At 73.9% G+C, this 13992-nt stretch carries 9 protein-coding genes and 1 pseudogene; 7 read left to right on the top strand and 3 right to left on the bottom strand.

What is annotated here, in order from left to right; genetic code table 11:
- The first annotated feature begins 229 nt into the window (after positions 1–229).
- The 7 genes and pseudogenes from ACZ7P3_RS09460 (at position 230) to ACZ7P3_RS09430 (ending at position 6585) form a co-directional block, all read left to right on the top strand.
- On the top strand, positions 230–703 hold the full coding sequence (locus ACZ7P3_RS09460) for a single-stranded DNA-binding protein (RefSeq protein ID WP_472080149.1): 474 nt from the start codon (positions 230–232) through the stop codon (positions 701–703).
- A gap of 684 nt (positions 704–1387) precedes the next feature.
- A complete protein-coding gene (locus ACZ7P3_RS09455; protein ID WP_472080332.1) occupies positions 1388–2719 on the top strand; it encodes a Cys-Gln thioester bond-forming surface protein in 1332 nt (443 codons plus the stop codon).
- 194 nt (positions 2720–2913) lie between these two features.
- Positions 2914–3318: a nuclear transport factor 2-like protein gene (locus tag ACZ7P3_RS09450; RefSeq protein WP_472080147.1), complete on the top strand. Its 405-nt coding sequence runs from the start codon at positions 2914–2916 to the stop codon at positions 3316–3318.
- Positions 3319–3412: 94 nt separating this feature from the next.
- Positions 3413–3508, top strand: a pseudogene (locus ACZ7P3_RS09445) (GntR family transcriptional regulator); the annotation flags it as partial.
- A 297-nt stretch (positions 3509–3805) separates the two neighbouring features.
- Positions 3806–5470 (top strand): energy-dependent translational throttle protein EttA, encoded by a 1665-nt coding sequence (gene ettA, locus ACZ7P3_RS09440; protein WP_472080145.1) that lies wholly within the window; start codon positions 3806–3808, stop codon positions 5468–5470.
- A gap of 6 nt (positions 5471–5476) precedes the next feature.
- The gene (locus tag ACZ7P3_RS09435; protein WP_472080143.1) at positions 5477–5911 is read left to right on the top strand and encodes an acyl-CoA thioesterase; all 435 of its coding nucleotides are present in this window, start codon (positions 5477–5479) and stop codon (positions 5909–5911) included.
- Entirely contained in the window at positions 5908–6585 is a 678-nt protein-coding gene (locus ACZ7P3_RS09430; protein WP_472080141.1) for a DUF8185 domain-containing protein, read from the top strand. The genes ACZ7P3_RS09435 and ACZ7P3_RS09430 overlap by 4 nt, the downstream gene beginning before the upstream one ends.
- Positions 6586–6688: 103 nt before the next feature.
- On the opposite strand, the gene ACZ7P3_RS09425 is transcribed toward ACZ7P3_RS09430, so the two are convergent.
- From ACZ7P3_RS09425 to ACZ7P3_RS09415, 3 genes are read right to left on the bottom strand one after another with little or no spacing between them, the layout of a single operon-like run.
- Entirely contained in the window at positions 6689–7753 is a 1065-nt protein-coding gene (locus ACZ7P3_RS09425) for an ABC transporter ATP-binding protein (protein ID WP_472080139.1), read from the bottom strand.
- A gap of 49 nt (positions 7754–7802) precedes the next feature.
- Positions 7803–10517: an FtsX-like permease family protein gene (locus tag ACZ7P3_RS09420; protein ID WP_472080137.1), complete on the bottom strand. Its 2715-nt coding sequence runs from the start codon at positions 10515–10517 to the stop codon at positions 7803–7805.
- Between the two features lies 1 nt (position 10518).
- Positions 10519–13890: an FtsX-like permease family protein gene (locus tag ACZ7P3_RS09415; RefSeq protein WP_472080135.1), complete on the bottom strand. Its 3372-nt coding sequence runs from the start codon at positions 13888–13890 to the stop codon at positions 10519–10521.
- Positions 13891–13992: the final 102 nt, after the last annotated feature.

The following is a 13992-nucleotide window of genomic DNA, read 5'->3' as shown; positions in this document are numbered from 1 at the left end:
GGCCGTCCACAGCGCTCAGCGGGCCCGGCCCGACGGAGGCAGTCTGAACCCACGGCGATCGCACCGCACGCCCGGCGAGAGGCAGGGCAGCGGCGCTTGCGATCGGCGTGATGTGCGACGGCGTACGCGCAATGCGTACGCCGGGCACGGCGGATGCAGCCGTACGGGAGGGGCCCGTACGCATGTCCGCCCGGCCGCAAGGGGCGGCCGGGCGAGGGAGGGGTCGGCGATGAACGAGACCGTGGTCTGTGTCGTGGGGAACGTGGCGACGCCACCGGTGTACCGGGAGCTGGCGGCAGGCCCGTCGGCGCGGTTCCGGATGGCGGTGACCTCGCGCTACTGGGACCGGGAGAAGAGCGCCTGGACCGACGGCCACACCAACTTCTTCACGGTGTGGGCCAACCGCCAGCTGGCTGTCAATGTGGTGGCGTCGGTGGAGCTGGGGCAGCCGGTGGTCGTGCAGGGCCGGCTGAAGGTGCGTACGGAGCAGCGCGACGGGCAGCAGAGCCGGGCGTCGGCCGACATCGACGCGGTGGCCATCGGCCACGACCTCGCTCGGGGCACCGCGGCCTTCCGGCGCGCGGCCAAACAGGAGACGCCGACACCATCGAGGCCGGAGCCGAACTGGGAAACACCCCCACCTGCCGGCGCCACCGACGACACCCAGGCCCAACAGCACCCGGAGCCAGCGGTAGTGACATGACGTCAGCGAGGTGGATGGCGGAGACGAAGCGGCGCCGGCGATGTGGCGCCAGCGATGTGGCGCCAGCGATGTGGCGCCGGCGATATGACGCCAGCGATGTGGCGCCGGCAACGTGACGTCACCCGCATCCACCACTCCCACCGCCTCCACCAGCTCTGGCGACTCCACTGGGCCCTGGTCGATCTGCGGCCTCGGATCTCCAAGCTCCGATCGGCGACCCCCGGGCTACGACCTCCGATCGGCGCCCCGGGCCGCGAACTCCCGCCTGCGGTCGATGTCCTGCGGTCGACGTCCTGTGATCGGTGGCCCGTGGCCCGTGGCCCGTGGCCCGTGGCCGGTGGTCTGTGGTCTGCGGTTGGTGCCCTGTCGACCCACACCGCCGGAACGTCTCCAACACCCCGCCCGAGTCGGTGGATTTGTCGATAAGCGCAGCTCGGATCCGGTCCCGGCGATAACGATTCCGGATCGGATCGTCCATCAGACGATCTGACCGGCCGGGTGGAGGTCGTGTGATCCATAGGATGCCGGGCGTGCCCCTCGGGGCTGCCGATTCTGCTGGTGGGACCGTCCCCCACGTCCAACGGGTCCTGCTCGAAGGGGAATTCTGTGCTTGCTGCGTTGTCTGGGTTTCCTCGGTCCGTCACAGCGACCCGCCTCGGCGCCGTGACGCTGGTCTCCGGCCTGATGACAGCTGGTGTGCTGTCCGGCGCCGGCACGGCCGCGGCCGACGGGAGACCGCAGGCCCAGGGCGGCGCGACGGCCACGATCAACGGCCTGAAGACCTACGGCGAGGCCGTGATCCACGAGATCGGCGGCGACCAGCAGGTGGCCGCGGGCCTGTTCGAGATGTCCGTGGACGGCGGCGGCACCCTGCAGACGTACTGCATCGACATCCACAATCCCACCCAGCGCGACGCCCGCTACCAGGAGACCGACTGGAGCGGCACCTCGCTGGGCGCCAACAAGGACGCCGGCCGGATCCGCTGGATCCTGCAGAACTCCTACCCCCAGGTCAACGACCTCGCGGCGCTCGCCCGGCGGGCAGGAGCGAGAGGCCTGACCGAGCAGGACGCGGCGGCCGGAACCCAGGTGGCCATCTGGCGCTACTCGGACGGTGCGAAGGTCGACGCGGTGGACCCGCAGGCCGAGAAGCTCGCCGACTACCTGGAGAAGAGCGCCCGCAACGGCACCGAACCGCAGGCCTCGCTGACCCTGGACCCGCCCGAGGTCTCCGGACGCCCGGGTGATCTGCTCGGGCCGGTGACCGTGCACACCAACGCGGGCCAAGTCACCGTGGTCCCGCCCGCGGACGCGGCCACCAGCGGGGTCCGGATCATCGACAAGACCGGCAAGGTGATCACGTCGGCGAAGAACGGCAGCAGGCTGTACTTCGACGTCCCGAAGGACGCGGCGGCAGGTTCGGCCCAGCTGACCGTGCAGGCTTCCACCACCGTGCCGGTGGGCCGGGCCTTCGCCTCCGAGAGCCGTAGCCAGACCCAGATCCTGGCCGGCTCCAGCGAGTCGACGGTGTCCGCGACCGCGGGAGCCACCTGGGCGGCCAAGGGCGCCATACCGTCCGTGTCGGCCCGGAAGAACTGCGCCAAGGGGAGCGTGGACGTCACCGCGGCCAACAAGGGCGACCAGCCCTTCACCTTCGAACTGATGGGAACCGAGCACACCATCCCCGCCGGGGCCTCCCGCACGGTGAGCGTCCCGCTCCAGGAAGATCAGGCCTACGACTTCACGATCACCGGCCCGAACGGCTTCGGCCGGCGCTTCACGGGCGTCCTCGACTGCAGGACCCAGGGCGCGCTGACCACGAAGTCCACCCAGACCCTCGCCGGGCCCGGCCCCGCCACGGTGGGCGGAAACACCACCACGACGGACACCGACCTCGCCGCGACGGGCGGCTCGGTGATCACCCCGATGATCGCGGGGGTGGCCATCGGGCTCGTGGTGATAGGGGGAGCGGTACTGGTGATTCTGCGCCGCAAGGAGACACAGGCGGGGGAGTGACCTCGACTCCGGGGAGGGGCGCTTCAGGGGCGGATTGCGGGTGGCTTGCCCGCGACGCTGCAGAGGCCGAGACCGGCAGGCATGACGGGCGGCGATCCGGCCGAAGGGAGGACTCGGCAGCCCATGTCCGCCCGGCCCCAGGATGGCTGCGGCCTGCAGTGCCTAGGCTGGTACCGCTACGGAAGGACGGTGCCATGGACGCTGACTCCCGGACCAGGGCCGCGATCGAGGACCACTGGCGGGCCTCGGAACGCGGGAACACCGAAGCCGAGCACGCGATCTACGCCACGGACGCGATTCTGGACTACCCGCAGTCCGGTGAGCGGTTCCGGGGCCGCGCGACGATTTCCGCGCAACGCGGCGGGCACCCGGCCGAGCGGCACTTCACCGTCCAGCGGATCACCGGCCATGCGAATCTGTGGGTGAGCGAATGCGTCATCACCTACGACGGTGTGCCTTCGTACTCGTTGAGCATCATGGAATTCGCCGACCAGCACGTGGTGCACGAGACGCAGTACTTCGCCGACCCCTTCGGCGCGCCGGCGTGGAGGGCCGCGCTCGCGGAGCCGATGCCGGGCCGGACCATCGCCGGAGCCTGATGCTCGGTGTGCCGGAGGGCCGTGCCGGATCCGGCACCTACGTCGCCGAGCCCCGGCGCCGGCGGACATTGCGGCCCGGCTCGGCGTCACCTGCACGCACTGCAGCGGCCGGGGGCGACCCGTGGCGCCGGCGGACAGCGTCGTGCCTGCCGCTCACTGCGAGATCGTGTACGAGATCCCGACCGACCGTTGGCCGACAGTCGCCGGCGAGCCTGCCGCCCGATGCCCCATGAGTCCGGTCCCAGGTCTGCTCCTCCAGTGCTTGCCAGTGCTTGCTCCGTGCCTCACGCCGGGCCGTCCCTGGGGCGTGCGAGGGTGCCCGAGGGCGATCGTTGGCGACCGGCGGTGACGGATGGGGCAACGGCGTCGGGAGGGAAACCCCAGGTCAGAGGCACCGGATCTAACGGGTTTCCGTCCAGGGGTGGCCGTCAGGCAAGATGGGGTGTATCTGCCCACTGCCAGATTTCAAGCTGCCGGACGGTTTCTCTTGGCTGAGTTCATTTACACCATGCGCAAGGCGCGCAAAGCGCACGGCGACAAGGTGATCCTCGACGACGTCACCCTGAACTTCCTGCCGGGTGCCAAGATCGGCGTCGTCGGCCCGAACGGTGCCGGTAAGTCGACCGTGCTGAAGATCATGGCGGGGCTGGAGCAGCCGTCCAACGGTGACGCCTTCATCTCGCCCGGTTACAGCGTCGGCATCCTGATGCAGGAGCCCACGCTCACCGAGGAGAAGACCGTCCTGGAGAACGTCCAGGAGGGTGTCGCCGAGATCAAGGGCAAGCTCGACCGGTTCAACGAGATCGCCGAGCTGATGGCCACGGACTACTCCGACGCGCTGCTCGACGAGATGGGCAAGCTGCAGGAGGAGCTGGACCACGCCAACGCCTGGGACCTCGACGCCCAGCTGGAGCAGGCCATGGACGCGCTGGGCTGCCCGCCCGGCGACTGGCCCGTCACCAACCTCTCCGGTGGTGAGAAGCGCCGCGTCGCGCTCTGCAAGCTGCTGCTGGAGGCCCCCGACCTGCTGCTGCTCGACGAGCCCACCAACCACCTCGACGCCGAGTCGGTGAACTGGCTGGAGCAGCACCTCGCCAAGTACGCGGGCACCGTGGTCGCCATCACCCACGACCGGTACTTCCTCGACAACGTCGCCGAGTGGATCCTCGAGCTCGACCGCGGCCGCGCCTACCCGTACGAGGGCAACTACTCCACGTACCTGGAGACCAAGGCGACCCGCCTCAAGGTCGAGGGCCAGAAGGACGCCAAGCGGCAGAAGCGCCTCAAGGAAGAGCTGGAGTGGGTGCGGTCGAACGCCAAGGGGCGTCAGGCCAAGTCCAAGGCGCGTCTGGCGCGTTACGAGGAGATGGCCGCCGAGGCCGACAAGATGCGGAAGCTGGACTTCGAGGAGATCCAGATTCCGCCGGGTCCCCGGCTGGGCAACGTCGTCGTCGAGGTCAACAACCTCAACAAGGCCTTCGGCGACAAGGTCCTCATCGACGACCTCAGCTTCACGCTGCCGCGTAACGGCATCGTCGGTGTCATCGGCCCGAACGGCGCCGGCAAGACGACCCTCTTCAAGATGATCCAGGGCTTCGAGCAGCCCGACTCCGGCTCCATCAAGGTCGGCGAGACCGTCAAGATCTCGTACGTCGACCAGAGCCGCGAGAACATCGACCCGAAGAAGACCCTGTGGGCCGTCGTCAGCGACGAGCTCGACTACATCAACGTCGGACAGGTCGAGATGCCCTCGCGGGCGTACGTCTCCGCCTTCGGGTTCAAGGGTCCGGACCAGCAGAAGCCCGCGGGTGTGCTCTCCGGCGGTGAGCGCAACCGGCTCAACCTGGCGCTGACCCTCAAGCAGGGCGGCAACCTGCTGCTCCTCGACGAGCCCACCAACGACCTGGACGTCGAGACCCTGTCCAGCCTGGAGAACGCGCTGCTGGAGTTCCCGGGCTGCGCCGTGGTCGTCTCCCACGACCGGTGGTTCCTCGACCGGGTCGCCACGCACATCCTCGCCTACGAGGGTGAGTCCAAGTGGTTCTGGTTCGAGGGCAACTTCGAGTCGTACGAGAAGAACAAGGTCGAGCGGCTCGGTGCGGACGCCGCCCGTCCGCACCGCGCCACCTACAAGAAGCTGACCCGGGGCTGATCGATCTTGCGGCACATCTACCGCTGCCCGCTGCGCTGGTCTGACATGGACGCCTACGGCCATGTCAACAACGCGGTCTTCATCCGCTACCTGGAGGAAGCCCGGATCGACTTCCTGTTCCGTCCGGAAAAGGAGTTCAAGCAGGGGTCCGTGGTGGCGCGCCATGAGATCGACTACAAGCGCCAGCTCGTGCACCGGCACCACCCGGTGGACATCGAGCTGTGGGTCGCGGAGATCCGGGCCGCGTCCTTCACCGTCGCCTACGAGGTGAAGGACGACGACCTGGTCTATGTACGGGCCTCGACGGTGGTCGTGCCGTTCGACTTCGAGACCGGGCGGCCGCGGCGGATCACCGCCGAGGAGCGCGCGTTCCTCCAGGAGTACATGGACGGGGCCGAGGCGGGCGACGCGGGTGACGACGAGGAGGCCGTCGCCGCATGACGGTGCTCCACCTCGCCGACGAGACGGAGGCGGCCGATCTCGCCGCCTTCCTCTCCCGGCTGCTCCACTACGACCGTGGAGCAGCGGTGCGCCTGCAGGCCGCCGGGACGGCGCTCGCCGTGTTCGGGCGTCCGCCGTCCTTCGAGGTGCTGGCGGTCCGCGCGGTGCGGCTCGCCAAGCCGTACGAGAACGGGCTCGACGTCACGCTCGACGTGACCGTCTCCGCCGGCGAGTTCCTGGAGTCCGTGGACGAACGGGCGGCCACGGCCGCCGTACCGGCCGCGGTCACCGGACCGCCGTGGGCCGGTGTCCTGCCGCCGCGCGGCGGCTGGCGGCCCGTGCCGGGGCTGCCCGCGCCGAACGCACTGCGTACGACGGTGGCCCGGGCGGTCGCCGAATTCCGTTCCCGTACGGAGGGACTGGCGCCGGACCGGCGTACCCGTGCGGAGCTGGACGGGATAGGGCGGGAGATCTGGTCCCGGGAGATCGGCGAGACCCGGCTTCCGGTGCGGGCCGCCCACGCGGCGCAGTCCCTGGGCTTCCTGCGGCCGGGGACCGGCGCGGCCGACACCGCGCTGTTCTCGTCCGGGGCATGGCTGAGGCTGCGGACGCCGTACGGGTCCGTCGCCGTGCGGAGGGCGGGTCTCGGCACCCTCGGCGTCAGCGTGCGCTGACCCGACCCCGACCGGGCACCCCACCTCCCCCACCACTCCTGCTTCTCCCACCCCTCCCGCCTCACCTGCGCCTCTGAGCTGTCTGTCCCGCCTCTCCTGCCCCTCAGAGTTCTCCCGTACCTCCGGCGGCGTCTGTTCCTCCCGCCCCTCCGGCGTCGCCTGTTCCTTCCGTACGTCCCGTCTCCCGCACCTCAGGCGCCTCTCGCGTCTCCTGCCCCTGCTCGCTGTCGTCCGGCCATACCCCGATGTGGTCCGGCTCCAGTTCCAGGGCGACGCGGTCGCGCATGTTCAGGGCCCTGGTGTACTCGGCGGGGAGTTGGAGGCGGCCGGCGCGGTCGAGCATGGCGTACTCGCGGGCGACCACCGTCTCGTGGCCGGTCGTGGCGTCCACCTCGCTGCGGCGCAGTACCTCGGTGGAGGTGCGGCCGTCGCGGATGGCGACCGTGCGGCGGACCTCGCCGGCCACCGCCTGGTCGTGGGTGACGATGACGATCGTGGTGCCGAGGGTCTCGTTCGCCGTGCGGAACGCGTCGAAGATCTGTGCGGCGGTGTGGGAGTCGAGCTCGCCGGTGGGTTCGTCGGCGAGGAGGACCGCGGGAGCGTTCGCGAGGGCCACCGCGATGGCGACGCGCTGCTGCTGGCCGCCGGACATCTCCCGCGGACGGCGGTCGCGGCAGTCGGCCACCTGGAGCAACTCCAGCAGTTCCAGGGCGCGTTCGGCGCGGACGCGGCGGCGGGGGCGGGTGCCGGACAGCTGGAGGGGGAGGGCGACGTTCTGGGCCGCGGTGAGGTAGGGCAGGAGATTGCGGGAGGTCTGCTGCCAGACGAAGCCGACGATCTCGCGGCGGTAGGCCAGGCGGTCGCGGGCGGTCATGGTGAGCAGATCGCGGCCGGCCACCCGGGCCGCTCCGGCGGTGGGGGCGTCCAGGCCCGCGAGGATGTTCATCAGGGTGGACTTGCCGCTGCCCGAGGCGCCCACCAGAGCCATCAACTCGCCTTCGCGGACGAGCAGGTCGAGGCCCTGAAGGGCCTGCACCTCGATGCCGTCCGCGGAGAAGATGCGGACCAGGCGGTCGCAGGTGATGAGGGCGTCATGGCCGTAGGCTGGGCTGTTGCGGGTCTCGGTGACCCGGCCCGCCAGGTCGGTGAGGGTGGGGTCGGTGGTCATGGGATCTCCTGCGTCGGTGCCCGGTGCGTGCCCTGTACGTGCGCCGTCTTCATCGGCCGTCCCCCGCCCTCAGCTCCCTCACCGACCCCCGTCTCCCCGTCCACCACGCCTGCAGTCCCGCCACCCCCGTCGTCACCGCCAGGACCGCGACCGCGGGCAGGGTCAGGGACCACGGGTCCGGGTGCAGTTCGGCTCCGCCGGGTGCGGCCTGGGCCGCGGGCAGGGCGATGGTGGTCAGGTCGATGCCGGGGGAGAGCAGGCGGACGGCCGCCCAGCCGGTCAGGGTGCCGCCGGCCGCTGCGAGGAGGGCCTGGGGGAGGGACTCCAGGACGAGGAGGCGGCGGCCCTGGGCGCGGGTGAGGCCCATCGTGCGCAGGCGGGCGAGGAGTGCGGTGCGTTCGGGAGCCGCCCGCAGCAGGGCGAGCAGCAGGGCGAGGACGGCGAAGCCCGCGCCCGCCGCCACCGCCGCCGTATAGACGTGCTCCGCGCCGGTCTGGAGGGGGGAGTCGGCGTATCGGGACCGTTCCTCGGCCCGCACCCGGACCGAGGCCGAGGCGGTGGGTGCCACACGGTGCAGCGCGCCCGCGTCCAGGTGGCCGCCGGTCAGCAGCAGCGTCGTGGGGCGGCCGGCCGCCGCGGGGAGCCCGGAGCGGTCGACGACCAGGAAGTCGGCGCCGGGCACCGCCGGGGTGCGGTCGCGGACGGCGGAGATCCGGACGGTGACCGAGCTGCCGTCCTCCAGCCGTACCGGGAAGGGGCGCCGGGTGCCGTACGCCCGGGCGACGGACGGCGAGGCCAGGGCAGGAAGGGGACCCGCGGCCGCCAACTGCCGCGCGGGGAAGGCTCCCAGGCCGGTGCCGGCCGCCAGCTCGCCGTACGCCACCGGGTCCACACCCACCAGCGGTACCGTTTCCTGTCCGTCCTCCGGCTTCGCCTCGTACGCGATGCTCACCGCCGCCACCCCGCGCACCCCGGGCAGCGCCCGCACCCGCCCGGCCAGGTCCGCCGGCAGCGGAACACCGGCGTCCACGCGGGCATCGGCCCCGACGGCGAGCAGGGCCGCACGGTCCCGGGCGGCGGCCACGCCCGTGAGCACCGAGCCGCCGAACGCCGCCGTGGTCAGCGCGGTCAGCAGGGCCAGCAGCGGCAGTACCGCGGAGACCCGGGTGCGTCCCGCGCGGGCCAGGGACAGAGGGGCCACGGCCCCGCGCAGCCGCCCGGCCGGGCGGGCCAGCCGGCGCAGCAGCGGGGGATGGAGGCGGAGCAGCAGCAGGGCCGCGATCATGCCGGTCAGCACGGGGGCGGCGGCGACCAGTCGGCCGGCCGATGTGCCGCTTCTGCGCAGGGTCGCGACCGCCCCGGCCGCCAGCGCCAGCAGGGTCAGTTCGGCGACCGTACGGCGCCGGGAGGGCCGTACCGCCGTCACGTCCTCGCGCGGGCCCGTCACCCGGACCGCGCGGTGGGCGAGCGCGGCACGCAGCGGGAGGGCGGCGCAGGCGGTGACGGTGACGGCGAGGGAGGCGGCGACGGCAGGGCCGGTGCGGCTGTCCGGGAAGAGGAGGAGCGCGGCCGTCAGACCGAGCGCCCCTGCGGGGACGGCGGCCACCGCGTTCTCGGCCAGCAGCCGGCCGGCCAGACCGGGCAGGGAGGCGCCCCGGGCGCGCAGCAGGGCGAGTTCGGGGCGGCGCCGGTCGGCGGCCAGGCCGCCCGCCATGAGCAGGACGACGACGGCGACCGTCGCGGTGCCGGTCGCGGCCACCGCGACCAGCGGGGAGATACCGGAGCGCAGGCGGGAGAAGGAGGCGATGACGTCGTCCAGGCCGGTGCCGACGTCGGCGTCCGGGTCGGTGACGGCGCGGGCGCGCCGCAGCCCGGGGCCGGACTCCAGGGAGGCGACGGCGGACTTCAGACGGCCCAGGTCGTGGGCGTGCAGACGGCCGAGGCCGGGCGCCAGGTACCAGCGGCGGGTGGGCTCCCCGCCGGTGCCCAGCAGCGCGGGGGCCGCCTTCTGGGGGAGCAGGAGCGCGCCGAGCCAGTAGTCCTGCACCGGGCCGGGTACGGGCAGCCGGACGAGCGTGGGCGTGCGCAGCAGCGGGACGGTCGACCAGTAGGCACCGGAGGGGTCGCGCGGGGTGAGGACGCCGGTGATCCGGACGGCGAGCGGGGCGCGGGCGATGCCCGGCACATGGATCACCGAACCGACCTCGATGTGCAGGGACTCGGCGGTGGCGGCGGTGACGGCGGCCTCCACCCCGGGCGAACCCGCGTCCACCGGGCCCGAGGTGCGCGGCAGCCGGCCCTCGCGGATGCTCGCGTGCGCGGCCAGGCCGCTCTGCGCGGCCAGCGAGACATGCGCGGGCAGACCGGTCGGGCGCGGGATCCACGGGTCGGGCACGGCCAGGTCCTTGTCCGTGGCGACGCCGTACGAGGACTGGGCGCGGTCGGCGCGGAGCGGACCGCCGGCCGAGGTCAGCAGTTTCTCGTACTGCCGCTTCAGCACCTCGGGGCGCAGCGTCGCGGCCGGGTCGTCCGAGGCCGTGCCGGGCACCGGCAGCGGCGCCGCGACCTGCAGGGTGGTGCGCTCCGGGCGGGCCTGCCGGAGGGTGTGCAGCAGGCCCGCGTCCTCGTAGCGGTCGACCGCGCGGGGAAAGGCGGCCGCCAGACATGCGGTCAGCGCGACCAGCAGCGCGAGCGCCGCGGCGGCGCCGGGCGCGGCCCGCAGCCGGGTCCGCACCCAGGGCGCGACCGCGGGTACGGAACCCATCTCACTCACCTCCCTGTTCGCGCAGCGCCCGCGCCGGATCGGCCCGGCGCAGGGCGGCCGCCACCGAGACCACGAGCGGGCCCGCGGCGACGGCCGCGAGCAGCAGCGCCACGCGGCCGGGCGGGAGCCGGACGAGCAGATCCGGCACGGGCCGGGCGGCCTCGCCGGTCAGCACGATCAACGGCAGCACTCCCCGGGCCAGTACGGTGCCCAGGGCGGCGCCGACCGCCAGCGCCAGGCCCACCAGAACGGCCTGTTCGACGGCGACCGTCCGGGCCAGCCGGCGGCGCGGGGCACCCAGGGCCCGCAGCACCGCGAACTCCGCGTCCCGCGCCCGCAGCGACCCGGCCGCGCCCACGGCGAAGCCGACCGCGGCGAGGGCCGCCGCCACCACGGCCGCCGCGGCGAACGCGGCGGTGGGGCCCGCGCCGAAGGGATCGTCACGCAGCTCGGCGGCGATCTCGTCGCGGACCACCACCTGCCCGGGGTCCACGTCGGGCAGCGCCCGTACGGCGGCGGCCACCCCGGCCGCGTCCTGCGGAGCAGCGGTGCGCAGCCACCACTCGGTGGGGGTGACGCCCTGTCCGTACCGGGCCTGCAACACCCGGTCGGCGGCGCGCAGATCGAGCAGCACGGCGCCGCCGTCGCGGGCACCGGAGTCCGCCGGGGCGCCGGTCGTGGGCAGGGCCCGTACCGCCCGGACGATCCGCACCGGCAGGCTCTGGCCGTCGATCGCCACGTCCACGCGCTGCCCGGTGCGGGCGCCCGCCGAGTCCAGGAAGCGGTCGGTCGCCACGGCCGTCACCTCGGGGGGTGCGGGCCGCGCCGCCTGCAGCCGGACGGACAGGGTGGCGACCGTCCAGAGGTCCGCGTCCGGGAGGTATCCGGTGCCGTAGGTGACGGTCAGCGGGCGGGCGGAGACGACCCGGGGCCGGGTGGGACCGGTGGCCGGGGTCGTGACGGCGGCGCCGCCCGCCTGCACGGCCGTGGTCCAGGAGGCCGGCCAGGCGAGCGGGCGCTCGGTCCCGTCGGCCGCGACCGCGACCGGATCCCGGACGGTGAGCCGGTGCCGCTCGGCGCGGCCGGCGGGCTGGGTCATGTCCAGCTGGAGTGCGGTGAGCGACACCGGGCCGGGGGAGGAGCCCAGGTCGAGGGCGAGGGTGTGCGGGCGGCCGTCGGCGGGGAGCCGCCCGGACGGCACGGAGTACGGCACCCCGTACCGGTCCTCCAGCGTGACCGTGACGTCGGCGGTGGTCCCGGGCCCGGTGGAGCTGCGCAGGCTCGCCGTCAGCCGCAGCCGCGCCGTGTGCGCCGGTACCCCGGTCCCGGCCGGGGGGTCCTTCGGGGCCAGCCCGGCGAGCAGCGGCTTCACCGGTACGTCCGCCAGGTCCGGACGCATCAGCAGCGCGTCCGCCGCGCGCGCGGTGTCCAGGGCCAGCACGGTCGCCGTGCGGTCACCGGACAGGGGCTCGTCGGCGCGTACGGCGGGGATGGCCTCGCGCACATGGGCGAGGGCCGCGTACCGGTCCGTGCGGCCGAGCCCGCCGTCTCCCGCGGACAGCACGCGTACCGGCACTCCGGCGCGGAAGTCGGCCTGGTCGTCCTGCGAGCGGTCCCAGGAGGACGCCTGGCCCACGGCCAGCATGCCGAGGGCCACGGCGAGCACGAGCAGCAGTACCGGGCCCGCCTGCCGTGCGGTACGGCGGCTGAACTGCCAGCCAGCCAGCGCCGTCGGCAGCCCGCGCCCGGCCGCCGCGGCGCGCTCGGCGAGCAGGGCCACCGGCGGCAGCAGCCGCAGCGTCAGCACGGTTCCGGCGAGCAGCGCCAGCGCGGGCGCGGCGACCAGCAGCGGATCCACCCCGAGCGTTCCCGACCGGTCGGCCGCGACACCCCCGGAGTCCTGCTGCCGCAGCTGCCAGTAGGCCACCCCGGCCAGGACGAGAAGCCCGAGGTCGGCACCGGCGCGGAGGGGAGCGGGGAGGGCGCCGGGATACCTGCGCCCCGGCCGCCGGACGGGGGAGCCGGGCCGGCCTGCCGCACGCCGCCCCTTGCGGAAGGGGGACCTGGGCACGCCACCGCGAGCCGGCCGGCCCGCGGCCGAAGCCCGTCCCCGGTACGGGAGTTCGGCCCCCGTCAGCGACGGCAGCGCCACCGTCAGCGCGCAGCCCAGGGCCGTTGCGGATGCCGTCAGCCACACCGCGGAGCTGCCGGCGGGCGGGAGGCTCAGGTGCAGGTCGAGGCGGGACAGGGGGCCGTGGGCGGTCAGGAGGGTGGTGAGGGGGCCGGCGAGGAGGGGAGCGCAGAGGCCCGCGGGCAGGGCCGGCAGCGCGGACTCGGCCAGGGCGAGGCCCGCGATCCGGGCGCGCGAGGCCCCGCGGGCCCTCAGCAGCCGGGTCTCGGCCGCCCGTTCGCCGCCCAGCAGCCGGGCCACCAGCAGCAGCGCGTACCCGGCGAGCAGCACCAGCTGGAGCGCGACGATCAGCAGGGTGGAGCGGGAGACGAGCAGCGAGCGGTCGATCCGGTCCAGGACGTCCGGCAGGGAGGTCGTCGAAGCGGTCGCACCGCGCAGGGCGTCGGAGGCGCGCAGAGCCCCGCTCCCGGCCCGCGCCGCCCCGCGCAGCTCTCCGGTCCGCCCGGTCGTCACCGAACCGAAGCCGGCCGAGGCCAGCCAGGCGGTCGGACCGGCGCTGACCCGCCCGCCGGCGAGGACCGAAGGATCGGTGAGCAGCGGCCCGTACGTCGTGAAGCCGGACTTCTTCACCCCGCGGCCGAGCAGGTCGTCCAGGGTCCAGTAGGGCGCGTCCGCGGCGACGGGCCGGTACAGCCCGGTGACGCGCACCCGGACCGGGTGGCCGCCGAGCCGGTCGGCCAGGGTGAGCCGGTCGCCGGGCCCGAGCCCCAGCGGCCGGGCGGCGGAGCGGGGGAGCGCCACCTCGACCTCGCCCGTGGCCGGGCGCGGGAGCCGGCCGGCGGTCGGCCGCACCTGGGTGGGGTCCAGCACGGCGAAGTACGTCAGATCCGGGTCGCCCGCCCGTTCGGCGGGCGGCTGCACGGAGCGGGGCAGCGCGTACGGCCCCGAGCGGTGCAGCGTCCGTACGGTCACCGGCAGCCCGTCGAAGGTCCTCCGCGCGCCCTGCCGTACGGCGGTGTCGGCGGCGGCGCGCTGCCCGGCCGGTACGTCGGCCTTGACGACGAGTGCCGTGGCGGCGGCGTTGCGCGGGTCGCTCAGCACCCGGCGCAGCGCCACGTCGCCGATCGCGCCCGAGTACGCCGTGAGCGTTGCCAGTACCGCGGTGGTCAGCACCACCGTGAGCAGCGCCGAGCCGAGCAGCAGCCGGTGTGCCCGCGCGCGTGAGACGACCAACCCCGTCATCCGGCCCCCGTGTCGCCCGGACTTCCGGAATCCCTCCGGAACCCCTTCCAGAATCTCCGCCAGATCTCCGGGCGATGCTGGCAGAGGGGGACGGTCAGGGGT

Source organism: Streptomyces sp. NPDC107581 (assembly GCF_055657175.1).
Note: the sequence above shows the minus strand (reverse complement) of the source record. Positions and strands in the feature narration are given on the sequence as shown.

Excerpts from the sequence above, each read along its gene's own strand:
- ACZ7P3_RS09450 (WP_472080147.1), top strand. The coding sequence starts at position 2,914 with ATGGACGCTGACTCCCGGACCAGGGCCGCGATCGAGGACCACTGGCGG.
- ACZ7P3_RS09460 (WP_472080149.1), top strand. The coding sequence starts at position 230 with ATGAACGAGACCGTGGTCTGTGTCGTGGGGAACGTGGCGACGCCACCG.
- ACZ7P3_RS09415 (WP_472080135.1), bottom strand. The coding sequence starts at position 13,890 with ATGACGGGGTTGGTCGTCTCACGCGCGCGGGCACACCGGCTGCTGCTC.
- ACZ7P3_RS09430 (WP_472080141.1), top strand. The coding sequence starts at position 5,908 with ATGACGGTGCTCCACCTCGCCGACGAGACGGAGGCGGCCGATCTCGCC.
- ACZ7P3_RS09425 (WP_472080139.1), bottom strand. The coding sequence starts at position 7,753 with ATGACCACCGACCCCACCCTCACCGACCTGGCGGGCCGGGTCACCGAG.
- ACZ7P3_RS09455 (WP_472080332.1), top strand. The coding sequence starts at position 1,388 with ATGACAGCTGGTGTGCTGTCCGGCGCCGGCACGGCCGCGGCCGACGGG.
- ACZ7P3_RS09420 (WP_472080137.1), bottom strand. The coding sequence starts at position 10,517 with ATGGGTTCCGTACCCGCGGTCGCGCCCTGGGTGCGGACCCGGCTGCGG.